22 protein-coding genes are annotated in these 23,809 nt (G+C 61.0%); 19 read left to right on the top strand and 3 right to left on the bottom strand.

What is annotated here, in order from left to right:
• Positions 1-255: 255 nt before the first annotated feature.
• From B5G09_RS09190 to B5G09_RS09160, 7 genes are all read left to right on the top strand, one after another.
• Positions 256-846, top strand: a complete 591-nt coding sequence (locus tag B5G09_RS09190; protein ID WP_143256523.1) for a hypothetical protein — start codon at positions 256-258, stop codon at positions 844-846.
• 80 nt (positions 847-926) lie between these two features.
• Positions 927-2,012, top strand: coding sequence for a peptide chain release factor 1 (prfA, locus tag B5G09_RS09185; protein WP_087404951.1), 1,086 nt, complete (start codon positions 927-929; stop codon positions 2,010-2,012).
• Positions 2,013-2,067: 55 nt separating this feature from the next.
• Positions 2,068-2,625 (top strand): TonB-dependent receptor, encoded by a 558-nt coding sequence (locus B5G09_RS09180; RefSeq protein ID WP_241147622.1) that lies wholly within the window; start codon positions 2,068-2,070, stop codon positions 2,623-2,625.
• A 207-nt stretch (positions 2,626-2,832) separates the two neighbouring features.
• Positions 2,833-3,744, top strand: a complete 912-nt coding sequence (gene menA, locus B5G09_RS09175) for a 1,4-dihydroxy-2-naphthoate octaprenyltransferase (protein ID WP_087404949.1) — start codon at positions 2,833-2,835, stop codon at positions 3,742-3,744.
• 15 nt (positions 3,745-3,759) lie between these two features.
• Positions 3,760-5,022 (top strand): exodeoxyribonuclease VII large subunit, encoded by a 1,263-nt coding sequence (xseA, locus tag B5G09_RS09170; protein WP_087404948.1) that lies wholly within the window; start codon positions 3,760-3,762, stop codon positions 5,020-5,022.
• 111 nt (positions 5,023-5,133) lie between these two features.
• On the top strand, positions 5,134-5,334 hold the full coding sequence (xseB, locus tag B5G09_RS09165) for an exodeoxyribonuclease VII small subunit (RefSeq protein WP_087309755.1): 201 nt from the start codon (positions 5,134-5,136) through the stop codon (positions 5,332-5,334).
• Complete coding sequence (locus B5G09_RS09160; RefSeq protein ID WP_087404947.1) at positions 5,331-6,104, top strand: class I SAM-dependent methyltransferase; 774 nt, start codon at positions 5,331-5,333, stop codon at positions 6,102-6,104. Before xseB ends, B5G09_RS09160 begins: the two co-directional genes overlap by 4 nt.
• Positions 6,105-6,360: 256 nt before the next feature.
• Here the strand turns inward: B5G09_RS09160 and B5G09_RS09155 are convergent, their stop codons facing one another.
• Entirely contained in the window at positions 6,361-7,017 is a 657-nt protein-coding gene (locus B5G09_RS09155) for a hemolysin III family protein (protein WP_087404946.1), read from the bottom strand.
• A 92-nt stretch (positions 7,018-7,109) separates the two neighbouring features.
• Here B5G09_RS09155 and B5G09_RS09150 point away from each other — a divergent pair, with 92 nt between their 5' ends.
• The 10 genes from B5G09_RS09150 to B5G09_RS09100 all read left to right on the top strand — a co-directional run bounded on the left by B5G09_RS09150 (position 7,110) and on the right by B5G09_RS09100 (position 19,629).
• Positions 7,110-9,314 (top strand): RelA/SpoT family protein, encoded by a 2,205-nt coding sequence (locus tag B5G09_RS09150; protein WP_087309749.1) that lies wholly within the window; start codon positions 7,110-7,112, stop codon positions 9,312-9,314.
• Positions 9,315-9,377: 63 nt separating this feature from the next.
• Entirely contained in the window at positions 9,378-9,998 is a 621-nt protein-coding gene (locus tag B5G09_RS09145; RefSeq protein ID WP_087309747.1) for a GNAT family N-acetyltransferase, read from the top strand.
• Positions 9,999-10,018: 20 nt separating this feature from the next.
• Positions 10,019-11,236, top strand: a complete 1,218-nt coding sequence (gene argG, locus B5G09_RS09140) for an argininosuccinate synthase (protein ID WP_087309745.1) — start codon at positions 10,019-10,021, stop codon at positions 11,234-11,236.
• The gene (argC, locus tag B5G09_RS09135) at positions 11,233-12,195 is read left to right on the top strand and encodes an N-acetyl-gamma-glutamyl-phosphate reductase (protein ID WP_087404945.1); all 963 of its coding nucleotides are present in this window, start codon (positions 11,233-11,235) and stop codon (positions 12,193-12,195) included. The genes argG and argC overlap by 4 nt, the downstream gene beginning before the upstream one ends.
• A 227-nt stretch (positions 12,196-12,422) precedes the next feature.
• Positions 12,423-13,553 carry an aminotransferase class III-fold pyridoxal phosphate-dependent enzyme gene (locus B5G09_RS09130; RefSeq protein ID WP_087404944.1) on the top strand — a complete coding sequence of 377 codons (1,131 nt, stop codon included), beginning with the start codon at positions 12,423-12,425 and terminating at the stop codon, positions 13,551-13,553.
• A 217-nt stretch (positions 13,554-13,770) separates the two neighbouring features.
• Positions 13,771-14,727, top strand: coding sequence for an N-acetylornithine carbamoyltransferase (locus B5G09_RS09125; protein WP_087404968.1), 957 nt, complete (start codon positions 13,771-13,773; stop codon positions 14,725-14,727).
• A complete protein-coding gene (gene argB / locus B5G09_RS09120; RefSeq protein ID WP_087404943.1) occupies positions 14,724-15,491 on the top strand; it encodes an acetylglutamate kinase in 768 nt (255 codons plus the stop codon). The genes B5G09_RS09125 and argB overlap by 4 nt, the downstream gene beginning before the upstream one ends.
• Positions 15,492-15,537: 46 nt before the next feature.
• Complete coding sequence (locus B5G09_RS09115; RefSeq protein ID WP_087404942.1) at positions 15,538-16,602, top strand: M20 family metallo-hydrolase; 1,065 nt, start codon at positions 15,538-15,540, stop codon at positions 16,600-16,602.
• On the top strand, positions 16,599-17,924 hold the full coding sequence (argH, locus tag B5G09_RS09110; RefSeq protein ID WP_087309732.1) for an argininosuccinate lyase: 1,326 nt from the start codon (positions 16,599-16,601) through the stop codon (positions 17,922-17,924). Before B5G09_RS09115 ends, argH begins: the two co-directional genes overlap by 4 nt.
• 601 nt (positions 17,925-18,525) lie before the next feature.
• Positions 18,526-19,629, top strand: coding sequence for a DUF4595 domain-containing protein (locus B5G09_RS09100; RefSeq protein WP_087309728.1), 1,104 nt, complete (start codon positions 18,526-18,528; stop codon positions 19,627-19,629).
• A 75-nt stretch (positions 19,630-19,704) separates the two neighbouring features.
• Here the strand turns inward: B5G09_RS09100 and efp are convergent, their stop codons facing one another.
• Both efp and B5G09_RS09090 read right to left on the bottom strand, forming a co-directional pair.
• Positions 19,705-20,271, bottom strand: a complete 567-nt coding sequence (gene efp, locus B5G09_RS09095; protein WP_087309726.1) for an elongation factor P — start codon at positions 20,269-20,271, stop codon at positions 19,705-19,707.
• Positions 20,272-20,432: 161 nt separating this feature from the next.
• Complete coding sequence (locus tag B5G09_RS09090) at positions 20,433-21,005, bottom strand: polysaccharide deacetylase family protein (protein WP_087309813.1); 573 nt, start codon at positions 21,003-21,005, stop codon at positions 20,433-20,435.
• 118 nt (positions 21,006-21,123) lie between these two features.
• On the opposite strand from B5G09_RS09090, the gene B5G09_RS09085 reads away from it, so the two are divergent.
• Positions 21,124-22,137: a DUF4837 family protein gene (locus tag B5G09_RS09085; RefSeq protein ID WP_087309724.1), complete on the top strand. Its 1,014-nt coding sequence runs from the start codon at positions 21,124-21,126 to the stop codon at positions 22,135-22,137.
• 176 nt (positions 22,138-22,313) lie between these two features.
• Positions 22,314-23,729 (top strand): cardiolipin synthase, encoded by a 1,416-nt coding sequence (gene cls / locus B5G09_RS09080; RefSeq protein ID WP_087404941.1) that lies wholly within the window; start codon positions 22,314-22,316, stop codon positions 23,727-23,729.
• Positions 23,730-23,809: the final 80 nt, after the last annotated feature.

The raw sequence follows: 23,809 nt of genomic DNA, 5'->3' as shown, positions 1-23,809 counted from the left end.
CGTGCGCAAAACACATAGAAAGCGGAACTTTCATTCTCTACTCTTAAAATCTCCAAATTTTAGCCTTTGAGAACGGAATTTGCGCTCACGCTGTTCAGCGTGGGCTTTACTCGTTATCCAAAGGCAGGGTGTTTGGCGATACCCAAGAGTAGGATATAAAGTCTGGGCCCACGCTTTTTTCATGTCCGTCGCCCTCGCAACAAACTCAATCGTCAACCTGGGCCCCGACACACAAAACTCTTAAAATCGCCAAAAATGAAAAAATTGTTTTACATCCTGTCCTGCATCACATCGTTATTCGTTTTCGGGAATTGTTCTTCAAACGACGACAACACCGATCTGGCAGATAACCCGGAAGAGGTCATCGATTATACGCCTACCGAGGAAATCAAGCGAATGACATTAAAAAAAGATGGATCGTATGTTCTACATAAAGATTTTAACTGCAAATTCTCAATTCAATTAATCCGGAATTACATTGCACTTCTTTACTACGAAAACAAGGGCTCTTATACGCTTACAAATATCCGTTGGCCCTATACAATAGGGACCTATAATTACGGAGGTATTACTTTTCTTGGTGTTACAACAAAACTGGAAGAGATCGACGAAACCTGCAAGACTGCCGATCACGAATGGTATTATGAGAAAATAAGAAATCTGGAAGGACTGACAAGCGGAGGATCATATGCCGAGGTTGCATACAGTTATTTCATTCCGGACGGCAGTTACCTGATTCGTTTCGGACAAATCGGATACTCTTATGTCCGCGTCCGAGTCATCGACTACAAACAAAGCGACAACGGAGAACTTGAAAGTGCCACCATTGAATACCAACTCTTTTAAAGGAAAAGGCTTTTGAATTTTTCTTTCTTAACCAAATGTATCGTATCTTTGTCACCTGAACAAGATACGATACATTTTTTATGGCAGACAACACCATATTGACCCGCCTCGACGGGCTGAAGCTCAAGTACGAGGAGATCGGGCAGAAACTCACCGACCCCGAGGTGATCGCCGACGTCAAGCAGTTCGTGCAGCTCAACAAGGAGTACAAGGAGCTCGAACCGATCATCGAAACCTCGGAGCGTTACCGCACGGCCCTGGCCAACCTGGCCGAGGCCAAGGATACCTACGCCAACGACAAGGACGAGGAGATGCGCGAGATGGCCCGCGAAATGATCACCGAACTCGAACCGCAGATCACCCAGCTCGAGGAGGAGATCAAGCTGCTCCTGATCCCGAAGGATCCGCAGGACTCGAAAAACGCCATCATGGAGATCCGCGGCGGCACGGGTGGCGACGAGGCCGCCCTCTTCGCCGGCGACCTGCTGCGCATGTATACGAAGTACATCGAGTCGAAGGGGTGGAAGTACGAGATCACCTCGGCCTCCGAGGGTGCCGCCGGCGGATACAAGGAGGTCGTCATGAAGGTCACGGGACAGAACGTCTACGGTACGCTCAAGTACGAATCGGGCGTCCACCGCGTGCAGCGCGTGCCGCAGACCGAAACGCAGGGACGTGTCCACACGTCGGCCGCTTCGGTGGCCGTGCTGCCCGAAGCCGAGGAGTTCGACGTCGAGATCTCGATGAACGACATCCGCAAGGATATCTTCTGCGCCTCGGGCCCCGGCGGACAGTCGGTCAACACGACCTATTCGGCCATCCGCCTGACCCACATCCCGACGGGTATCGTCGTGCAGTGCCAGGATCAGAAATCACAGCTCAAAAACTTTGACAAGGCCTTCGAGGAGCTGCGCACGCGCGTCTTCAACCTCGAATACTCGAAATACCTCGACGAGATCGCCTCGAAACGCAAGACCATGGTCTCGACGGGTGACCGCTCGGCCAAGATCCGAACCTACAACTATCCCCAGGGCCGGATCACCGACCACCGCATCAACTACACGATCTACAACCTGGCGGCCTTCATGGACGGTGACATCCAGGACTGCATCGACCACCTGATCGTGGCCGAGAACGCCGAACGTCTGAAGGAGAGCGAACTCTAAAGACAATATCCGGCGCCGGAACAACGTTTTACACAGAAATTTCCTGTTCCGCATGATGAAACGAACGATCACAGGGCTCCTTGGCGGAGTGTTTCTCCTCCTTTTCCTTTCGGCACACGCCGCGGCACCGAAACCCGAACCGTTGTATATCGTCAACGGGAAGGTCGTGGAGCAGATCCGCACGATCCCGCCCGAAGAGATCGAACACGTCGAGATGCTGCCGGCCGACGAACAGACCATCGCCCGCTACGGCGAACGGGCCATGCACGGCGTGATGCTCATCACGCTGCGTTACGACGAGCCGGCCCGCTTTCAGGCCGACACCACCTTCGGAAGCTACATCGCCCGACAGGTGCGCTGGGACGATGACGAACCGGTCGCACGGGTCGTCCTGCGCTATACCATCACACCGAAGGGGACGATCCGCATCGACGACACCCTGGAATCGACCGACAACCGCCTCAAACGCCGGGTCGTGAAGGCCGTCGAAGAGGCGCCGTGCTGGCAGCCGGCCCAAAAGGACGGCAAGGCCATCGCCAGCCAGGGCATTCTGAGCATTCAGCTCCCCGAAGGGCGTCCGATGCCCCGGCGCGTGGAGTTGGTCTACCGTTAACAAGAACAAAGGAGACGGGCCGAAACCAACAGGACCGGACACCACATAAGACGAGGAGACAAGGGTCCAGAAACCCATGTCGAAACGCGAGCGAACCGAGAGTAAAGACTGGAAGAGCCAGAAAAAGGGCAAGGAGAGACCCGAAGAAAAACTCCGACACCCACACCCGCATTTCATGAATTCATCACCTCAAAAAACCGGAAACGTATGAAAACCAACTCCCTCAAGGCGTGGATCGTCGCCATACGGCCCTACAGTCTCGGCAATGCCGTCATTCTGATTCTCGTGGGTTCGGCGCTGGCCTGGACCGACGGTTCGTTCCACACGCTGCCGGCCGTGCTGTGCCTGGCCTTCGCCCTGTTGATGCAGTGCACGGCCAATCTGGTCAACGACCTCTGGGACTTCCTCAAGGGGGCCGACCAGCCCGACCGGCTGGGCCCCGACCGCGCCTTCGCCAAGGGTTTCATTACCCTGCGCGCCATGAAGGCCGGCATCATCGGCTTCACCCTGGCCTCGGCTGCCGCCGGAATCGGCATCCTCGCCTGGGCGCTGCATCACGACATGCTCGCCTGGGGCGGCTGGGAACTGGTGGCCGTCGGCGCCGCCTGCGTCCTCTTCGCCTACTTCTATACCACTGGGCCGTGGCCCCTGGCCTATCACGGACTGGGAGACGTGGCCGTCATCCTCTTCTTCGGACTCGTCCCCGTGAGTTTCACCTACTACGTGCTGACCGGCACGTGGACGTGGGAGGTCATCGTCACGGCGCTGGCCTGCGGACTGGTAATCGACACCATGCTGATGATCAATAATTTCCGCGACCGCGAGGAGGATGCCCGCTGTCAGAAGCGCACGATTGTCGTGGCGTTGGGCGCGCGGTTCGGCAGCTGGAGCTACTTCTTGCTGGGCACCGCGGCCGTCGCACTCTGCCTGACACTGCTGGCCGGAGGCCGCCCATGGGCGGCCCTGCTGCCGCTGATCTATCTGGTGGGGCACGTGGCCACGTGGCGCAAGATGGTCCGCATCGACCACGGCGACCAGTTGAACGTCTGCCTCGGAGAGACGGCCCGCAACATCATGCTCTTCGGAGCGCTGCTTACCGTCGGAATCCTCCTCGGATGAGGATGACGCAAAAACATGAATGAATCCCGACATATTACCCTGAGCGAGCTGCAGCGCCGCGTGAAGGCGGCCCTCGAGGGGCAGTTTGCGCTGCCTCTGTGGGTGAGTGCCGAAATCTCCGACCTGAAGGTCAACTACTCGGGCCACTGCTATCTGGAACTGGTCGAAAAGGGTGGCGAAAACGGCGTCCCCACGGCCCAGGCCCGCGCCGTCATCTGGCGTTCGCAATACCCGCGAGTGACCGCCTACTTCGAGGCCGAAACCGGACAGCGGCTTGCTCCCGGACTGAAGATCCTCGCCAAGGTGCTGGTCACGTACCACGAGCTGTACGGCTTCTCGCTGCAGATCACGGAGATCGACCCCTCGTTCACGCTGGGCGATCTGGAGCGTCAGCGCCAGCAGACCATCGCGCAGCTGCAGCAGGACGGCGTCTGGGAGATGAACCGCGAAGTGGCGATGCCCGTCGTCGTACAGCGCGTAGCCATCGTCTCGAGCGCCAACGCCGCCGGCTATCAGGACTTCTGCAAGGAGCTCGCGAAGAGCCCCTACCGCTTTGAAACGCACCTCTTCGACGCCTTCATGCAGGGCGAAGCCGCCGAGCAGTCGATCATCGACGCGCTGTGCCGCGTGGCCGACCGCCTGGAGGAGTTCGATGCCGTGGTGATCATCCGCGGCGGAGGCTCGCGCAGCGACCTGAACTGCTTCAACGCCTACCGCCTCTGCTCCTATGTGGCGCAGTTTCCGCTGCCGGTCATCACCGGTATCGGCCACGACAAGGATACGAGTGTCGCCGACATGGTGGCCCATACGGCGCTGAAGACCCCGACGGCCGTCGCCGGATGGCTCGTCGAGCGGATGTCGGGGATTGAGGGGTGGCTCGACAACGCCGCCCTGCAGCTGCACGACGGCGTGCTGCGGCTGACCCGCGCACAGCAGCTGCGGCTCGAGGAGATGGCGGGTGATCTGCGCCATCTGCCGGTGGGGCTCATCCGCCAGCGCCGGCTGGAGCTGGAGGGCCGCAGCGAGGCTTTCCGGCAGGCCGTCGGGGCCTTTATCCGCCAGGAGCAGCAGCGCATAGTCACCTCGGCGGAGCTTATCGAGAGCCGCTCGCCGAGGCGCATCCTCCGCATGGGATTTGCCGTGGTGAGGGGGCGGGGGCGGGCCGTCCGGTCGATTGCCGAAGTGACAGCCGGGCAGCGGATGGAGGTCGAGGTGGCCGACGGTCGTTTTACGGTCGAGGCGCTCGCGGAGTCCGAAGCGGATCCCGACAAGGAGTAGAAGACAAGCGACCGGGAAAAAGCAGCCGGCAGAAACGGAAATTCAGTCTGCGGCCGCAGGAACCAACCGAACGACAGAAAACTCAGAAGCCGGGAATCCGGCACCAACGATATGGCAAAAAAACAACAGGAGGAACCGAGTTACACGGAGGCCATTGCCGAGATCGAACGCATTCTCGGCCGCTTCCGCAGCGAAGAGATGGACGTGGACAGTCTGGCCGCCGAGGTCAAGCGTGCCACGGAGTTGATCGCCCTGTGCAAGGCGCGTCTGCACAAGGCCGAAGAGGAGGTGAACAAAATCCTCGAGGCATGAAACGGCTGATCCGCTGGGCGCTGAACCACATCCCGCGCCCCGTACTGCAACGCATGGCGTCGTGGGCCGTGCCCGTCGTGGGGCTCTTCTACCGGGGACGCGGCGTGGAGTGTCCACTCTGCGGGTCAAAATTCCGCCGCTTCCTCCCCTACGGCTACGTCACTTCGCGGGCGAATGCCCTCTGCCCGCGGTGCCTCTCGCTCGAACGGCACCGCCTGCTGTGGCTCTACCTGACGCGCGAGACCGATCTGCTGACCGCCTTCCCGCGCACGCTGCACATCGCCCCCGAGGTCTGCATCATGCGTCACCTGAAGCCCCACTTCGCCGATCATCCCGGACAGTACGTCACGGCCGATCTCGAGAGCCCGCTGGCCGACCTGCACTTCGACGTGCAGCAGATCCCGCTGGCCGACAACTCGGTGGAGGTCGTCCTCTGCAACCACATCCTCGAACATGTGGCCGATGACCGCAAGGCGCTGCGCGAACTGCACCGCATCCTGAAGCCCGGCGGCTGGGGCATTCTCCTTTCGCCCGTCGACCGCGACTACGAGCACACTTACGAGGACGACTCGATCACCGATCCCGACGAGCGCACGCGCATCTTCGGGCAGTACGACCACCGCCGCATCTACGGCCAGGATTATGTCGAGCGGCTGCGCGGGGCAGGATTCGAAGCGGCCGACATCGACTACGCCGCATCGCTCACCGACGAGGAGCGACGCCGTTACGCGCTGCCCGACGACCACATCTACGTGGTCTACAAGCACTGACCCGGAGGCGAGGTCAGGAGCGTCGCGCCTCGAGACAAAGACACCCCTTTGGATGGCGATGTTCGGTAACGTGGCTAAATCCCGCTCCGAAAAGTTGCCGCGTCAGGGTCGCCGCTGAATAAACGGTCATGCTACCGACCCGACGGGCCCATTTGATCCACCGGAGATCGTCGGGATCACCGGCTTCACAGACAATCAGAAAATAACCTCCGGAGCGCAAGACGCGCGCCATAGAATAAAAACGCCGTGAAAAATATCAGTAGAGGTAGAAGACAATGCCGATGAAGTGGCAGACAACCGCCAGATTGATCAGCAGATGCCATACCATGTGGTGGTAGCGGAACCCCTTGCGGGCGTAGAACCACGCCCCCACGGTATAGAACACTCCGCCGGCGGCAATCAACCACAACAGCTGCACGGAAGCATGACGGATGAAGAGCGGCAGAAAAAAGACGATCGTCCACCCCATCACCAGATAGATCGTCAGGCTCACGGCCGGAATCGACCGCCGCGACAGCGACTTGTAGAAAATCCCGAAAAGCACCATCACCCACTGCAGCACTGCAATCAGAATCCCCTGCCAGCCCCCGATCACCGACAGCGCAATGGGCGTATAGCTCCCGGCAATGGCCACGTAGATGAAGATGTGGTCCAGGATGTGGAAAACCTCCTTGTGTCGCGACGCCGGATGCATCGCGTGGTAGAGCGTCGAGGCCAGAAACATCAGAAAGATCGAGATCACGAAAACCGACACGCTCACCGATGCCACAACCCCGTCGGGATCATGCACATAGGCCCATACCGCCGCAAAGGGCAACGACACGAGTGTCAGCATCGCCATCACGCCGTGGGTCACCGTATTGGCCACCTCTTCCCCCAAAGTCGGGACATAAAGCCCTTTTTTTGTCTTCATCACTCATCCATTAGATTCAACGTGTCAAATTTATAATTTTTTTTCATATCTTTGCCATCAAGGTTATCAGGTCAGGTTAAAGAGAGTCGAAAATGGACTTTTCACGCTACGAAAATCTCCGCACCCTGGTGCGGACCAACTTCTCGGAACAGACCCAGCGTCTGGTCGACGAAGCGCTCGAGTATGCCGAGTCCAAACTCGACGGCCTGACCCGCTACGACGGCTCGCCCCTCATCGGACATGGCGTCGCCGTGGCCCGGATCGTCATCTCCGAGATCGGCCTCGGACGGAATTCGACCCTCTCGTCGATCCTGCACGACGTGGTGCGCATCGCACACAAGCAGCTCCCCGACGAGGAGTTCCTCGCCCTGACCCGCGACATCCAGAGCCGATTCGGCGACCAGGTCGTCGGAATCACCATGGGGCTGGCCAACATCTCGGAACTCAAACTGAAGGTCGCCAAGGAGCAGGCCGACAACTTCCGCGATCTGATCGTCAGCTACTCCGAAGATCCCCGCGTGATCCTCATCAAGCTGGCCGACCGCCTCGAGGTGATGCGCTCGCTCGGGATCTTCCCCCACGAAAAGTGGCGCAAAAAGAGCTGGGAGTCGATGAACCTCTACGCACAGATCGCCCACAAGCTGGGTCTCTACTCAATCAAGAGCGAACTGGAGGACATCGCCCTCAAATACCTCGAACCGAAGGGCTACGAACACATCGTCAACAAACTCGAGGAGAGTGCCGACGAGCGCAAGGCCTTCATCGCCCGCTTCATCGTGCCGATCGAGCAGCGACTCAACCGCCTCGGCATCAAGTACCACATCAAGAGCCGCACCAAGTCGATCTTCTCGATCTGGAACAAGATGCAGAAGCAGCACGTGCCGTTCGAGGGTGTCTACGACATCTTCGCCATCCGCATCATCATCGACTGCCCGCGCGAACAGGAGAAACCCCTCTGCTGGACCGTCTACTCGATCGTCACGGACTTCTATACGCCCAACCCCAACCGCATGCGCGACTGGATCTCGATCCCCAAGTCGAACGGCTACGAGTCGCTGCACACCACCGTCTCGGCCGAAGGCCGCTGGGTCGAGGTACAGATCCGCACCGAACGCATGGACGAGGTCGCCGAACGCGGTATCGCCGCACACTGGCGCTACAAGGGGGTCGGCCAGGGGGCCCAGACCAGCGAAATGTGGCTCAGCCGTCTGCGCGAGCTGATGGAGGATACCACCCACTCGCTGGCACAACGCTTCGACGCCAAGCCCGCCTCGGGCGAGATCTTCGTCTTCACGCCCAACGGCGACCTGCGCAAACTGCCCGAAGGGGCCACGCTGCTCGACTTCGCCTTCGACATCCATACGTCGCTCGGCTCGACGTGCGTCGGCGGCAAGGTCAACAACCGCGCCGTCTCGATCCGCGAACCGCTCCACAACGGCGATATCGTCGAGATCCAGACCCAGAAGAACCAGACCCCGAAATCCGACTGGCTCTCATTCGTGGTCACCTCGAAGGCCCGCAACAAGATCAAGTCCTTCCTGCGCGAGGAGCAGGCCAAACATACGCGCATGGGCCGCGAAGAGCTCGAGCGAAAACTCAAGAACTGGAAACTCCCGATCTCAATCGACGAGGCGGTGGCCTATCTGGCCCGCCACTTCCGGCTGCGGCTCGGCACGGAGGTCTACGGGCTGATCGCCACCCAGAAGCTCGACTTCGCAACCATCAAGGAGCTCTTGTCGCGCCATCTCTCGGGCGAGGCCGAGGAGGAGCGCCGCGCCGCGGCCGCCGAGGTCGAACGCCAGAAGGCCGCACAGCACGCCGCTCAGGAAAAATCCCCCCAGCAGCAGGATGCCCTGGTCATCGACGACGACCTGTCGAAAATCCAGTACAAGCTGGCCAAGTGCTGCAACCCGATCAAGGGCGACGAGATCTTCGGCTTCGTGACGATCAACTCCGGCATCACGATCCACCGTTGCGACTGCCCCAATGCCAAGCGCATGCGCGAAAACTACCCCTATCGGGTGGTCGAAGCCCGCTGGCGAGAGTCGGCCGAGGGAGCCTTCCGCGTCTCGATCCGCATCGTCGCGGCCGACACCACCGGCATGGCCAACCACATCACCGAGGTGATCATCCGCGATCTGAAACTCAACATCCGATCCATCAACTTCGCCGCGGCCGGCAACGGTTGCATCGCCGGTACGGTCTCGGTCGAGGTACCCGGTACGGGGGTCGTCGATACGCTGATCCATCAGATCCTGCGAATCAAGGGGGTTCAGCGAGCCTACCGCGTCAACTGATCCCCCGCCTCCGATCGAAACTCCTTTCGAAACCTTTTTTCATTTTTATCCACCTTACGATAAATGAATAACAACTCAATCAGCGTCGTATTTGCCGACTCGTCGCATGCGCACTACGCTCCGCGTATCTGCCAGCTGATCTACGAGTCCGCCTTGCAGCGGGGAACGGGTATCGCCAAGCGATCACCCGAATACATCGCAGCAAAAATGACCGGTGGCAAGGCCGTCGTGGCGCTGGACGGTGAAAAACTGGTCGGGTTCAGCTACATCGAGTGCTGGGGCCATGGCGATTTCGTCGCCACCTCGGGACTGATCGTCGCCCCCGAGTACCGACACATGGGACTCGCGGAGCAGATCAAACGACGAACCTTCGAGCTGGCCCGACGACGATTCCCGTACGCGAAGTTATTCAGTATCACCACGTCGCTGCCAGTCATGAAACTGAACTCACGCATGGGATACGTCCCCGTGACCTTCTCCGAACTCACCGAAGACGAGGAGTTCTGGAAGGGTTGCGAGGGGTGCTGCAACTACGATATCCTCCAGCGAAACAACCGCCGGATGTGTCTCTGCACCGGAATGCTCTACGACCCGGCCAAGGAGCCACCCAAAAAGCAGTCCCGCCTGGCCCCCTATGTCATGTTCCTGAAGAACAAGTTCAAAAAGATCTTTCACCTGAAGTAAAACCGAAAAAAGCAACGATCATGGATAACAAGAAGAAAAAAGTAGTGCTGGCTTTCAGCGGAGGTCTCGACACCTCGTTCTGTGCCAAATACCTCTCCGAAGAGAAGGGTTACGATGTCTACACGGCCATCGCCAATACGGGCGGTTTCTCGAAGGAGGAGCTCGCCCGCATCGAAAAACGCGCCATGGAACTCGGCGCCGTCAAGCACGCCACGCTCGACATCGAGCAGGAGTACTACGAAAAGAGTATCCGATACATGGTCTTCGGCAATATCCTCCGCAACGGAACCTACCCCATCTCGGTGAGCTCGGAGCGTATCTTCCAGGCCATCGCCATCATCGAATACGCCAAGCAGATCGGCGCCGATGCCGTGGCCCACGGTTCGACGGGCGCCGGCAACGACCAGGTGCGCTTCGACCTGACGTTCCAGATCCTCGCTCCCGGCATCGAGATCATCACCCCGACACGTGACATGACCCTCACGCGCGAATACGAGATCGACTACCTGCGCAAGCACGGCATCACGGCCGACTACAAGAAGATGGAGTACTCGATCAACAAGGGGTTGTGGGGCACCTCGATCGGCGGCAAGGAGACCCTCCATTCGGAGCAGACCCTGCCCGAAGAGGCCTACCCGAGCCAGATCACGGCCCAGGGTGAGGAGCATCTGAAACTCTCGTTCGAAAAGGGCGAACTCTCGGCCGTCAACGGCAAACCCTACGCCGACAAGGTCGAGGCCATCCGCGCCGTGGAGGCCATCGGTTCGAAGTTCGGCATCGGCCGCGACATGCACATCGGCGACACGATCATCGGCATCAAGGGCCGTGTGGGCTTTGAGGCCGCCGCGCCGATGCTCATCATCGCCGCCCACAAGATGCTCGAAAAGCACACGCTCACCAAGTGGCAGATCTACTGGAAGGATCAGGTGGCCACGTGGTACGGCATGTTCCTCCACGAGGCGCAGTATCTCGAACCCGTCATGCGCGACATCGAGGCGATGCTCGTCTCCTCGCAGCGCAACGTCACGGGTACCGTCGAGCTGATCCTCCGCCCGCGGAACTACACGCTCGTGGGCGTCGATTCGACCTACGATCTGATGAAGACCGACTTCGGCGAGTACGGCGAGGTCAACAAGGCCTGGACGGCCGACGACGTGAAGGGTTTCACGAAGGTCCTCGGCAATCCGATCAAGATCTACTACAACGTCCAGAAACGCAACGAAAAGACCGAAAAATGATCCGCGTCGGTATCATCGGAGGCGCCGGCTACACGGCCGGTGAGCTGATCCGTCTGCTGATCAACCACCCGCAGGCGGAGATCCGCTTCGTCCACAGTTCGTCCAACGCCGGGAACCTCCTCACGGAGGTCCACGGCGGGCTGGAGGGCGAGACCCGCATGCGCTTCTGCGCGGAGTACGACCTGAGGGAGGTCGACGTCGTCTTCCTCTGCTCGGCTCACGGTCAGAGCCGCACGTGGCTCGCGGAGCAGAAGCTCCCCGAGGAGCTGCGGCTGATCGACCTGGCGCAGGACTTCCGCGACGAATCGCAAGGATTCGTCTACGGATTGCCGGAGATGAACCGCGAGCGGATCCGTCAGGCCCGCCGCGTCGCCAATCCGGGCTGTTTCGCCACGGCCATCCAACTGGCACTGCTGCCGCTGGCTGCCGCAGGTCTGCTCCGGGACGAGATCCACGTGACCGCCATTACGGGCTCGACCGGTGCCGGCGTGAAACCCTCGGCCACGACCCACTTCAGCTGGCGGGCCTCGAACCTCTCGGTCTACAAGGCCTTCACGCATCAACACCTGAAGGAGATCGGACGCAATCTGCAGCTACTGGAGCCCTCATTCAACAGCGAGATCAACTTCGTGCCGATGCGCGGCAACTTTACGCGCGGCATTCTGGCCAGCGTCTACACCTCCTGTCCGCTCGACGAGGCCGAAGCCCGGCAACTCTATGCCGACTGCTATGCCACGGCCGCCTTCACACACGCCGTAGAGCACGATGTCGACCTCAAACAGGTCGTCAACACCAACAAGGCCCTCGTGCAGGTGGCCAAGCACGGCTCGAAACTGCATGCCGTCTCGGTCGTCGACAACCTGCTGAAGGGTGCCTCGGGACAGGCCGTGCAGAACATGAACCTCATGTTCGGGCTCGACGAGCGCGAAGGATTGCGTCTGAAGGCCAGCGCCTTCTAACGAGGGAAGGGGGCACGAAGCCGGGAGCACAGGCCGAACGTCTGCGTGGGGATCCGGGGGATCCGAAGCGAGGCAACGGCCCGGGCGACACGGCCGGATGGCACAACAGGGTAACACGGCCGGGCGACACGGCCCCGGACGACACGGCCCCGGACGGCACGACCCCGGACAACACGGCCCCGGGCGGCACGGCCGCTCCCGAAAACGAAAACAACAGAACTTTCATCATGGAACTATTCAACGTATATTCACTCTATCCGATCGAGCCGGTGCGGGGCAAGGGGTGCTTCGTCTACGACGAGCAGGGTACCGAATACCTCGACCTCTACGGCGGTCATGCCGTCATCTCGATCGGCCACGCACAGCCCGACTACGTCAAGGCCGTCTCGGAGCAGGTCGGCCGGCTGGGCTTCTACTCCAACTCGGTGCAGAACTCGCTGCAGGTCGAACTCGCCCACCGGCTGGGCCGCGTCTCGGGATATGACGACTACCGGCTCTTCCTCTGCAACTCGGGCGCCGAGGCCAACGAAAACGCCCTGAAGCTCGCCTCGTTCCATACGGGCCGCAGCAAGGTGCTGGCCATCGAGCGGGCCTTCCACGGCCGCACGTCGGGCGCCGTAGCCGTGACGGACAACCCGGCCATCTCGTCGCCCTTCAACCGCACGCCCAACGTGGAGTTCACCCCGCTGAACGACCTCGAGACGGCCCGCGCGAAGCTCTCGACCCGGGAGTTCGCCGCCGTGATCGTCGAGGGCATCCAGGGCGTCTCGGGCATCCACTGCCCGACGGACGACTTCCTGCGCGGACTGCGCGAAGCGGCCTCCGAGACCGGCACGCAGCTCATTCTGGACGAAATCCAGTCGGGATACGGCCGCACGGGGCGCTTCTTCGCCCACCAGCAGGCCGGCATCCGCCCCGACCTGATCACCACGGCCAAGGGAATGGCCAACGGTTTCCCGATCGGAGGCGTGCTGATCGCCCCCCACTTCGAGGCGCGCCCCGGCATGCTGGGAACCACCTTCGGAGGCAACCATCTGGCCTGCGCGGCGGCCATCGCCGTACTGAAGGTGATCGAACGCGACGGTCTGGTCGAGAATGCCGCCCGGGTGGGGCAATACCTGCTCGACGAACTCCACGCCATGAAGGAGCTGAAGGAGGTCCGCGGACGCGGTCTGATGATCGGCATCGAGATCGACGGCTCGGGGTCGGAACTCCGCAAGCGGCTGCTCTTCGAGAAGCACATCTTCACGGGCGGAGCCGGCGCTTCGGTCGTGCGGCTGCTGCCGGCGCTGTGCCTCACGCGTGAGCTGGCCGACCGCTTCCTCGAGGCCTTCCGCGAGATGATGCAGAACCGATAACCGGCGAAAGGCCGGCAGGACGGGGCTCCGATTGACGACGAACCCCGCAACCCAACCGCTGAAGATCCGGAGTTCAGACCGCTACCCGGCCCGCCCGACGGTCGCACCGGGTTCCCGAAAACCCGCAACAAAAATGAGTCGGGAGAAGCTCGACACTCCTCCCGCCGCCGATTCCCGGCTGAAGGAGACCGGCGTTACAGGAAAAGCAATCGATGAGATGAAAAAATTCACTTGTGTACAGGATATCGGCGATCTGAAACAAGCCCTCGCCGAGGCATTCGAAATCAAACGAAACCGCTTCCAGTTCACCGGACTGGGCCGCAACCGCACGCTGCTGATGCTCTTCTTCAACTCGAGCCTCCGCACGCGCCTCTCGACCCAGAAGGCCGCCATGAATCTGGGCATGAACGTCATGGTCCTCGACGTCAACCAGGGAGCCTGGAAACTCGAAACCGAACGCGGCGTGGTGATGGACGGCGACAAGGCCGAACACCTGCTCGAAGCCATTCCGGTCATGGGCTCCTACTGTGACGTGATCGGCGTGAGGTCGTTCGCCCGCTTCCAGAACAAGGCCGAGGATTACGAGGAGCATGTCCTGGAGCAGTTTATCCGCTACTCGGGCCGCCCGGTCTTCTCGATGGAGGCCGCCACACGCCACCCGCTGCAGAGCTTCGCCGATCTGATCACCATCGAGGAGTACAAGCAGACCGAACGCCCGAAGGTCGTCATGACCTGGGCTCCCCACCCCAACGCTCTGCCGCAAGCCGTGCCCAACTCCTTCGCCGAGTGGATGAACGCCGCCGGTTACGACTTCGTCATCACCCACCCCGAAGGCTATGAACTCGATCCGAAATTCGTCGGCTCGGCCCGCGTCGAGTATGACCAGCGCAAGGCCCTCGAGGGTGCCGACTTCGTCTACGCCAAGAACTGGGCCGCCTATGCCGACCCGAACTACGGCAAGGTCCTCTCGCGCGACCGCTCGTGGACGGTCGACTCGGAGAAGATGGCCCTGACGAACAACGCCTACTTCATGCACTGCCTGCCCGTGCGGCGCAACATGATCGTCACGGACGAAGTGATCGAATCGCCGCGCTCGCTGGTGATCCCCGAGGCCGCCAACCGCGAAATCTCGGCCCAGGTGGTGCTGAAACGTCTGCTGGAGGGGCTGCAATGAAATCGATCACGGTCATGAAGATCGGGGGCAACGTCATCGACAACCCCGAAGCATTGAAGCGTTTTCTCCGCGAGTTCGCCGCCGTCGAAGGGGCCAAGATGCTGGTCCACGGCGGCGGGAAACTGGCCACGCGTCTTGCCGAACGCCTCGAACTGAAGGTGCAGATGGTCGACGGACGCCGCATTACGGACAAGGGCACGCTCGACGTGGTGACGATGGTCTATGCCGGGTTGATCAACAAACAGATCGTCGCCGGGCTGCAGGCCGTCGGATGCAACGCCATCGGGTTGTCCGGAGCCGACGGAAACGTCGTGACGGCCCGCCGCCGCAACCCCGAACCGATCGACTACGGCTTCGTAGGCGACATCGAACGGGTCGACTCCGAACTGCTCGGACGACTGCTGGATGGGGGGCTGGTGCCCGTCTTCTCGGCCATCATGCACGACGGGCACGGCACGCTGCTCAACTGCAACGCCGACAGCGTCGCTTCGGCCGTGGCTCTCGGTGCCGCACGCCTGGCACCGGTCGATCTGGTCTACTGCTTCGAGAAGGCCGGCGTGCTGCGCGATCCGGAGGACGAACGTTCGGTCATTCCCGAAATCACGGCCGAAAGTTTCGCGGCACTCAAGGCCGACGGGACGATCAGCAAGGGGATGATCCCCAAGGTGGAGAATGCCCTGAAGGCCGTCAGCCAGGGGGTGCGCAGCGTCACGATCCGCAGCTCGACCCACCTCGCGAACGGCATCGGAACCGTCATCCGCTAAACTTTGGGTCCCGTCCCTGTAAGTCCCGACAAATCTCAAAAACAGCATGAAGCCGAAAACCAAGGAAGCCGTCGAACTGCTGCAGGCGTTGATCGCAACGCCCTCCACGTCGCGTGACGAGGCCCGCACGGGCGATCTGCTCTTCGCCTTTCTGGCGGACCACGGAGCCGCCCCCGAACGACTCTACAACAACGTCTGGGCCCGCGCCGAGGGGTTCGACCCCCGACGCCCCACGCTGCTGCTGAACTCGCACCACGACACGGTGCGACCGGCCGCCTCCTACACGCGCGATCCCTATGCGCCGACCCTTGAAGAGGAGCGGCTCTACGGGCTGGGAAGCAACGACGCCGGAGCCTCGGTCGTCTCGCTGGCCGAGACCTTCCTCACGTTCCGTACGCGCCGGCTGCCCTTCAACCTCGTTGTGGCTCTCTCGGCCGAGGAGGAGTGCATGGGCGAACACGGCATGCGGGCCCTGCTGCCGGCCCTCGGACCGATCGACATGGCGCTGGTCGGCGAACCCACCGGCATGCAGGCCGCCACGGGTGAACGCGGGCTGGTCGTCCTGGACTGCACGGCCCACGGCCGCAGCGGACATGCCGCCCGCGGCGAAGGAATCAATGCCCTCTATATTGCGATGGACGACATCGCCCGGCTGCGCACGTTCCGTTTCGAGCGCGAATCGCAGCTGCTCGGCCCCGTCGGCATCGCCGTGACGCAGATCGGGGCCGGCACGCAGCACAACGTCGTTCCGGACACGTGCCGCTTCGTCGTCGACGTGCGTACGACCGACACCTACTCGAACGAGGAGGTCGTCGAACAGCTCCGCGCCGCGCTGCACTCCGACGTCGTACCGCGCTCGACGCGCATCCGCGCCGCCGCCGTGGGCGACGACCATCCGCTGGTCCGCGCCGCACGGGCCGTCGGACGGCAGACCTTCGTCTCGCCCACAACCTCCGACCGCACGCTGATGCCCTTCCCGTCGCTCAAGATGGGACCCGGCGAGTCGGCCCGATCCCACTCGGCCGACGAATTCGTCCTCGTCGCGGAGATCGACGAGGCCATCACCATCTACGAACAATACATCGAACAATTAGCCAAACTGTACGCATGAGCAGCACCAAACTTTGGGACAAGGGTTTCGAACCCGACAAGATGATCGAAGAGTACACCGTCGGCAACGACCGCGAACTGGACCTCCAGCTGGCCCGTTACGACGTACAGGGGTCACTGGCCCACATCGCCATGCTCGAAAAGATCGGGCTCCTCACGGCCGACGAGCTCCGCACGCTGACGGCCGGTCTGCAGGAGATCGCCGCCGAGATCGAGGCCGGACGCTTCGCCATCGAACCCGACACGGAGGATGTCCACTCGCAGGTCGAGCTGATGCTGACCCGCCGGCTGGGCGACGTCGGCAAGAAGATCCACTCGGGGCGTTCGCGCAACGACCAGGTGCTGGTCGATCTGAAGCTCTTCCTGCGCGACGAACTGCGCCAGATCGCCGACGCCGTGCGCACGGTCTTCGACCGCCTGCAGGAGCAGAGCGAGCGTTACCGCGACGTGCTGATGCCCGGATACACCCATCTGCAGATCGCCATGCCCTCGTCGTTCGGATTGTGGTTCGGCGCCTATGCCGAGACGCTCGTCGACGACATGAGGCTGCTCACGGCCGCCTGGCACATCGCCAACCAGAATCCGCTCGGTTCGGCCGCCGGATACGGTTCGTCATTCCCCCTCGACCGCACGATGACCACCCGTCTGCTCCACTTCGAGACGCTCCACTACAACGTCGTCGCCGCCCAGATGAGCCGCGGAAAGAGCGAACGTGCCGCCGCTGCGGCCATCGCCGCCGTGGCCGCCACCATCGGACGGCTGGCCATGGATGCCTGCCTCTTCATGAGTCAGAACTTCGGATTCATCTCGCTGCCCGACGAGTTGACGACCGGTTCGAGCATCATGCCCCACAAGAAGAATCCCGACGTCTTCGAGATCATGCGCGGCCGCTGCAACCGCCTGCAGTCGCTGCCCAACGAGATCGCCCTGCTGACCACCAATCTCCCGGTCGGCTACCACCGCGATCTGCAACTGATGAAGGACATTCTCTTCCCGGCCATCGGGGAGATCAAGCGCACGCTCCGGATGTGCGACTTCATGCTGGCCCACGTGCGGGTCAACGACCACATCCTCGACGACAGCCGCTACGACTACCTCTTCACGGTGGAGGATGTCAACCGGCTGGTGCTGCAGGGCGTGCCCTTCCGTGAAGCCTACCGCCAGGTGGGCATGGCCGTCCAGCGCGGCGAGTACCGTCCCACGCGCGAGGTACACCACACCCACGAGGGGAGCATCGGAAATCTCTGCACCGCAGAAATCCGCCGCAAGATGGAGGCCGTCATGCGCGAATTCGAGACTCCGGGATTGCAGGAGGAGTTGTAATGAGGGGGCCGGGGGGGGGTAGAGCCCTGTGCCGTGTTGTGCGAGTTGATGGGTCCTGACGGCACAAGGGCCCGGCGTCCCGAAATCGAGGCTTTCGGACGTCGGCACCGCTGTCCCGTCGTCCCGGTCGACGGCTCCATCCGCTGTCGCAGCGCAAAAAACGAAAAATAAAAAAGGGCGAATCGACCGTTCCTGCACCGCGGAGACTAATCGCAAAGAAAGCCCTCATGCAAGCCCTTTCCGAAACGCGGAAATCTGTACCGGCAGGCAAAAGAGTCACAAGACAGCACGGCATATCCAAATTATTTTACCTATCTTTGCAAACAGGGTTTCCCTCAGAAGAAAGACTCGAAAATGAATTAGAGACATATAGACATATCGTTTACAAGGCGTCAGCTTTCATTCCTGTTCTTGAAACTTCGACACTTTCAGAGCAGCCAGGAGTAAAGCGGGGACGCCCACGGGAACGTGGGCTTTACTCGTTTATTTGGTTGCAAGGTAGTCGAAGACCTCAAGAACAGATAAAAGTACTGTCCCACGTCTTTTTTTATCGTATTCGGTCCTGCGGGGGCAGGCGGGACAACCTAACAACTAATCCGACATGAAGAAACTGCTGTTTTTGGGATGGCTCCTCGCCGCGGCACTGACCGCCTGCGACAAGGACAACGGACAAGACGGGGCCGGGCCCTGCCCCGTCACCGACATCGAACTCCCGCAATCGAGCGCACAGGCTCCCATCGAACCCGGAAGCACGGTCGAAATCCGGGGATACGGATTCGAGGCCGATTGCGAAATCTGGCTCTTCGAAGAGACCCGGACCGCAGCATCCGCAGGGGTGCAGGCCGAGATCCTCGAAGTTTCCGCCTCCGCCCTCCGCTTCACGGCTCCCGACCTCTGCGGGCCCCAAAGCATCGAACTCCGGCAGGACGGCGGGGCCTGGAATATCGGCACGCTGGTCTTTCCCGAAGAGGAGGAACAGCCGGCCGAGATACTTCCCCGACGAATCTCCCACATCAAGGTCACCTACCCGGACGACCTCTCCTTCGTCCAGCAATTCGCATACGACGAACAGGGCCGCATCACGTCCATCACGGAGATGGACCAGCAATACGCCTATTCCGGAACCACGGCCCAGGATGAAGTGACCGAAATCTCCTACGAGAACGACCGCATCGTCATCACCGAACCCTCCGGCGCACAGTCGATCCTCACGCTGGCCGACGGCCGGGCCACAACCATCACCGGCGTCGCGGCCAACAACCACTACCCCGACGACTACACCTTCACCTACGACGCAAACGGGTACATCGCAACCAGCACCTGGATCGAGAATCCCGAAAAGACCTACTCCGCAAAGAGCATCTATACCGTCGTGAACGGATGTATGACGCAGGTCCGGGAGGCCGAAGATTCCGAGGAGTGGTATGGCGGGAATGCCTCCTACACGAACAACCCCGAACGTCCGAACAACCTCAACATCGACCTCTACGGAATCAGCGACTTCATCACCTCGACCGATCTTGACCGGATCTATCTGGTCGGAGCCGGAGGGAACCGGCTGAAAAAGCTCCCGTCCACGGTCGATTACGGGGAGAACGGAATCGACACCTATCGCTATACAATGGAGGGCGAATACATCTCGAAGATCGAAATCGACGAGGACGGCGAACCCCTCACGATTCTGGAAATCTTCTACGCGGACTGAAATCCCGAACCCGACACAAAAAGGGCCCCGAACTTTCGGAGCCCTTTCTTTGCGTAATATCGCGCGGGGTGCGGACTACTTGATGCGCTCGTAGTATTCGCGCGTACGGGTGTCGACGCGGATCTTGTCGCCCGTGTTGATGAACAACGGCACGCGGATCGTGGCACCCGTGTTCACCGTCGCCGGCTTGAGCGAGTTCGTCGACGCCGTATCGCCCTTCACTCCCGGCTCCGTATAGGTCACCTCCATGTCGACGATCGGCGGGAGCTCGGCCGAAAGAACCGTCTCCTTCTCCGTGTGGAACATCACCTCGACGATCTGGCCGTCGGCCATCAGGTCGTAGTTGTTGATCAGGTTCTTGTCGATGATGATCTCCTCGAAGGTCTCCGTGTGCATGAAGTGCATGCCCAGGTCATCCTCGTAGGTAAACTGGTACGGACGACGCTCGACACGCACCGGCTCGATGCGGGCGCCGGCCGAGAAGGTGTTGTCCAGCACACGGCCGTTCTCCAGGTTCTTGAGTTTCGTACGTACGAAAGCCGGGCCCTTGCCGGGTTTCACATGCTGGAAATCGACAATCTGGAACGTCTTGCCGTCCAGCTCGATGCACATGCCGATCTTGATATCTGCGGTTGTTGCCATAGGTATTGTATTTTGTATTTTTTAAGTGTTTTCGCGTCGATGGATCTTGCGGCCCCAAAGGTACACAAAATATCCCGAAATTCCTAATCCCGGCCGGACAGGCCTCCGCGGAGGCAGAATCGCCGACCCGACAGCCCGCATCCGCCCCTCATGCCGCTCGGCTACAACTCGATCGCCTTGCAGCGAAGACCCAGCTGGCGGATCTTCTCCAGCGTCCGCGGAAGAGCGTAGCGCATGTTGCGGAAGGCCTTCTCGCTGTCGTGGAAGACGACGATCGCACCGGGGGCCAGATACTTCGTCACGTTCTTCAGACACGTGCGCGGCGAGAGCTGCCGGTTGTAGTCGCGCGAGATGATGTCCCACATCACCAGCTTGTAGCGCTGTCCCAGCAGGCGCGCCTGCGCCGGCGTGATCTGCGCGTAGGGCGGGCGGAAGAGCTCCGTATGCAGCAGATCGTTGGCAAAGTCGACATCCTCCGTATAGCGCTCGAGGCTCATGCCCCACCCCTTCTGATGCGAATAGGTATGATTGCCGATCTTGTGCCCGGCATCCAGAATCCGCTGGTAAAGGTCGGGGTACATCTCCACGTTCTTGCCCAGCACGAAGAAGGTCGCCTTGGCATCGTACTTCTCCAGCGTCGAGAGAATCCACTCGGTGATGCCCGGCGTGGGGCCGTCGTCGAAGGTCAGAAAGACCCCGTCCGGGTCGTTGATCTCCCAGATCAGGTCCGGCATCAGACGCCGGATGATTTTTGGCGGTTTCAAGCGCATACGTCCGCAAAAATAATCATTTTCCGTGCCTTTTGGAAAAATAGTTGTATATTTGTGGATGTTCAGTTCATTGCAATCGATTATGAAACGCTTTTTTCAGGGAATGGGGATCGTCATGATCCTGTTGACGATGGTGGGATGCGACGCCTTCAAGACGTTGAGCAAGAAAAAGGCTGCCCAGGGCCGCCCCTACGAACTCATCGTCGTATGCCCTCAGATGGAGTGGAACGGAGAGCTCGGCGACTCGCTGAGAGCCATCTTCACCGCACCGGTACCCTACCTGAACCAGGACGAACCCCTGTTCGACGTGCTGCGCGTCACCGAACGCGGTTTCAAGGACATGATTGCCGACCACCGCAACATCCTCAAGGTGGTCGTCGACCCTGCGCTCCAGGAGGCCTCGGCCGCCGTGGAGTATGACGTCACCTCCGAACCCCAGATCGTCATCACGCTCCAGGGCCCCGATGACAACGCCGTGGTCGGATACCTCTCCAAAAACCGCAACAACCTGCTACACGTCCTCGAACAGGCCGAACGCGACCGGGACGTCAACTCCTATACCTCGTTCAACAACCCCGGCATCGAAGCCGCCGTCCGCAAACTCTTCGGCATGGAGATCCGCGTCCCGAAGGGCTACGTGCTGGCCAAGCAGACCGACGACTTCCTCTGGGCCCGTTACGAATACCCCACCGCCAGCCAGGGCTTCTTCATCTACGCCTACCCCTACGAAGGTCCCGAATCGCTCACGCCCGAGGCGCTCGTCAAGGCCCGCAACGAATTTGCGGCGCTGATCCCCGGACCCTCCGACGGCTCCTACATGACCACTTCGGACGCCTTCGCCCCGGATTTCCGCATGTTCCGGCTCGAGGGTCGGCTCTGGTGTGAAATGCGAGGCTTTTGGGATGTCTACGGCGACTTCATGGGCGGTCCGTTCGTCAGCTACACCACCGTCGACACCAAGACCAACCGCGTCATCACCCTCGACGGCTACGTCTACGCGCCGGATCTGAACAAACCCCGCAAGCGCAACTACATCCGCGGCATCGAGCACCTGCTCTACACGATCCAGTTCCCCGACGCCGCCACGCAGAAATAAAACGCTGTGACGCAGGCCGGAAGGCCCTTGCCGGAAACCCCGGATGAACCGCTCCGACGCCCCAGACCGGAGCTGCGGAACACGGCGCAAACCGACGAACAACGAAGAGATCCGGCAAACGGTCCGGCCGGATATGCAACATACGTCAGACGGAACGTACGTAGGATGGAAAGTACATGCCGCAGATCCTGACATACCTCTTCATCGCGCTCTATTCGGTCACGATCCTCAGCATCATTCTGGTCATCATCACCGACAACCGGAACCCGCTGAAGACCCTGCCGTGGGTCATCGTGCTCCTCTTCGCACCCGTAGTCGGTCTGGTCTTCTACTTCTTCTTCGGGCAGAACCTCTCCAAACAGCGCATCATCTCCCGCCGGACCCGCAAACGCATCTCCATGCGGCTGGTCGAGGCCCAGGATCCCTCGCGGCCCGAGATTCCCGAACACTGGCAGCCCCTCGCCCGCCTGCTCAAGAGCACCATTCACGCCGTGCCGCTCTACGGAAGCCGCATCACCCCCTACACCGACGGTGCCTCCAAAATGGAGGCCCTGCTCGATGAAATAGCCCGCGCACGCCACCATATCCACCTCCAGTACTACATCCTCTGCAACGATCGGACCGGAAACCGGCTGTGCGACGCCCTGCGCGCCAAGGCCCGCGAAGGGGTTCAGGTCCGCATCCTCTACGACGACGTCGGCAGCAGCAGCGTCAAGAAATCCTTCTTCGCGTCGCTCCGCCGCGACGGAATCGAGGTTCGCGCCTTCCTCCACGTCCGCTTCCCGCGCTTCACCAGCAAGATCAACTACCGCAACCACCGCAAAATCGCCGTCATCGACGGCCGCGTGGGATTCATCGGCGGCATGAACATCGCCGACCGATACGTCTACGGCACCGACTGGGGCATCTGGCGCGACACCCACTTCCGCATCGAGGGAAACGGCGTGGCCGGACTCCAGGCCTCGTTCCTGAGCGACTGGTCGGCCACCACCAAACAGCGCATCACCGGGGCCGAGTACTACCCGCCGACCCGGCACTTCACCCGCGACGTGCTGCAGATCGTCCCCAGCGGTCCCTTCGGCAAGTGGCGCACGCTGCTCCAGGCCGACAGTTACGCCGTCGCCCGGGCCTGCCGCCGCATCTGGATCCAGACCCCCTACTACCTCCCCTCCGAGGTGCTGAACTCCGCCCTGCAGACCGCCGCACTGGCCGGAATCGACGTACGGCTGATGCTCCCGGCACGCTCCGATTCGCGCGTGGTCGACCTCGCCTCGCACTCCTATCTGGACGACATGATGAAGGCCGGAGTGAAGATTCTCTTCTACACCCCGGGATTTCTCCATTCCAAACTCCTGATTGTCGACGACGACCTGACGGTGATCGGCTCCGCGAACATGGATTTCCGCAGTTTCGAGCACAACTTCGAGGTCAACGCCTTCCTTTACGACGCCGAATTCACGGCCCGCATGGCCGCCATCTTCGACCACGACGCCTCGAACTCCCATCCGCTGACTCCGGCCGAATGGTTCAACCGCCCGCGGCCGCGGCGGTGGGCCGAATCGCTCATGCGCCTCTTCTCGCCGCTGCTCTGAGGCCGCGGATACGGAACGTTGCTTCCGAACTCTGACGCCCCCGGAACGACAGAAGCCGCCCTCGGGGAGCGGCTCGACAA

It is taken from the genome of Alistipes sp. An54 (assembly GCF_002159375.1).
GTDB classification, from domain to species: domain Bacteria; phylum Bacteroidota; class Bacteroidia; order Bacteroidales; family Rikenellaceae; genus Alistipes; species Alistipes megaguti.
Note: the sequence above shows the minus strand (reverse complement) of the source record. Positions and strands in the feature narration are given on the sequence as shown.

Bases quoted from the DNA above. Each gene is read 5' to 3' on its own strand.
- B5G09_RS09190 (WP_143256523.1), top strand. From the start codon at position 256: ATGAAAAAATTGTTTTACATCCTGTCCTGCATCACATCGTTATTCGTT.
- prfA (WP_087404951.1), top strand. From the start codon at position 927: ATGGCAGACAACACCATATTGACCCGCCTCGACGGGCTGAAGCTCAAG.
- B5G09_RS09180 (WP_241147622.1), top strand. From the start codon at position 2,068: ATGAAACGAACGATCACAGGGCTCCTTGGCGGAGTGTTTCTCCTCCTT.
- menA (WP_087404949.1), top strand. From the start codon at position 2,833: ATGAAAACCAACTCCCTCAAGGCGTGGATCGTCGCCATACGGCCCTAC.
- xseA (WP_087404948.1), top strand. From the start codon at position 3,760: ATGAATGAATCCCGACATATTACCCTGAGCGAGCTGCAGCGCCGCGTG.
- xseB (WP_087309755.1), top strand. From the start codon at position 5,134: ATGGCAAAAAAACAACAGGAGGAACCGAGTTACACGGAGGCCATTGCC.
- B5G09_RS09160 (WP_087404947.1), top strand. From the start codon at position 5,331: ATGAAACGGCTGATCCGCTGGGCGCTGAACCACATCCCGCGCCCCGTA.
- B5G09_RS09155 (WP_087404946.1), bottom strand. From the start codon at position 7,017: ATGAAGACAAAAAAAGGGCTTTATGTCCCGACTTTGGGGGAAGAGGTG.
- B5G09_RS09150 (WP_087309749.1), top strand. From the start codon at position 7,110: ATGGACTTTTCACGCTACGAAAATCTCCGCACCCTGGTGCGGACCAAC.
- B5G09_RS09145 (WP_087309747.1), top strand. From the start codon at position 9,378: ATGAATAACAACTCAATCAGCGTCGTATTTGCCGACTCGTCGCATGCG.
- argG (WP_087309745.1), top strand. From the start codon at position 10,019: ATGGATAACAAGAAGAAAAAAGTAGTGCTGGCTTTCAGCGGAGGTCTC.
- argC (WP_087404945.1), top strand. From the start codon at position 11,233: ATGATCCGCGTCGGTATCATCGGAGGCGCCGGCTACACGGCCGGTGAG.
- B5G09_RS09130 (WP_087404944.1), top strand. From the start codon at position 12,423: ATGGAACTATTCAACGTATATTCACTCTATCCGATCGAGCCGGTGCGG.
- B5G09_RS09125 (WP_087404968.1), top strand. From the start codon at position 13,771: ATGAAAAAATTCACTTGTGTACAGGATATCGGCGATCTGAAACAAGCC.
- argB (WP_087404943.1), top strand. From the start codon at position 14,724: ATGAAATCGATCACGGTCATGAAGATCGGGGGCAACGTCATCGACAAC.
- B5G09_RS09115 (WP_087404942.1), top strand. From the start codon at position 15,538: ATGAAGCCGAAAACCAAGGAAGCCGTCGAACTGCTGCAGGCGTTGATC.
- argH (WP_087309732.1), top strand. From the start codon at position 16,599: ATGAGCAGCACCAAACTTTGGGACAAGGGTTTCGAACCCGACAAGATG.
- B5G09_RS09100 (WP_087309728.1), top strand. From the start codon at position 18,526: ATGAAGAAACTGCTGTTTTTGGGATGGCTCCTCGCCGCGGCACTGACC.
- efp (WP_087309726.1), bottom strand. From the start codon at position 20,271: ATGGCAACAACCGCAGATATCAAGATCGGCATGTGCATCGAGCTGGAC.
- B5G09_RS09090 (WP_087309813.1), bottom strand. From the start codon at position 21,005: ATGCCGGACCTGATCTGGGAGATCAACGACCCGGACGGGGTCTTTCTG.
- B5G09_RS09085 (WP_087309724.1), top strand. From the start codon at position 21,124: ATGAAACGCTTTTTTCAGGGAATGGGGATCGTCATGATCCTGTTGACG.
- cls (WP_087404941.1), top strand. From the start codon at position 22,314: ATGCCGCAGATCCTGACATACCTCTTCATCGCGCTCTATTCGGTCACG.